Source organism: Actinacidiphila epipremni (assembly GCF_012034175.1).
Classification (GTDB): Bacteria; Actinomycetota; Actinomycetes; order Streptomycetales; family Streptomycetaceae; genus Actinacidiphila; species Actinacidiphila epipremni.
In genome coordinates this window covers 1-470 of the sequence record NZ_JAATEJ010000087.1, presented here as the reverse complement: position 1 = coordinate 470, position 470 = coordinate 1, and the positions used below count along the sequence as shown (strand labels likewise).

Annotated in this window: 1 protein-coding gene; it reads left to right on the top strand. The window is 68.9% G+C overall.

Features of this window, described 5'->3' with window-relative positions; all coding sequences use genetic code 11:
- Positions 1-470 (top strand): IS630 family transposase (locus HCN08_RS34570; RefSeq protein WP_167987349.1); only part of this gene is annotated, 470 nt, incomplete at both ends.

Here is a 470-nt window from a genome sequence, read left to right as displayed (position 1 = left end):
CTGGGTGTCTCGCGGGAGATGGTGCGCAAGTGGCGGTCCCGGTTCGTTGCGGACCGGCTGGAGGGCCTGGTGGACCGGCCGCGTGCGGGGGCGCCGAGGAAGATCACGGACGAGCAGGTCGAGGCTCTGGTCGCCAGGACGCTCGGCCAGTCGCCGCCGACGGGTGATTCGCACTGGTCGACACGGTCGATGGCCGAGGCGGAGGGCATGTCGCAGTCGGCTGTCTCGCGGATCTGGCGGGCGTTCGGTCTCAAGCCGCACATCGTGGAGACGTGGAAGCTGTCGACTGACCCGCAGTTCGTGGGCAAAGTCCGCGATGTGGTGGGCATTTACATGTCCCCGCCGGAGAACGCCCTGGTCCTGGCGGTGGACGAGAAGTCGCAGATACAGGCCCTGGACCGGACCCAGCCGGTGCTGCCAATGGCGCCGGCCACGCCGGCGAAGATGACGCACGACTACGTCCGGCACGG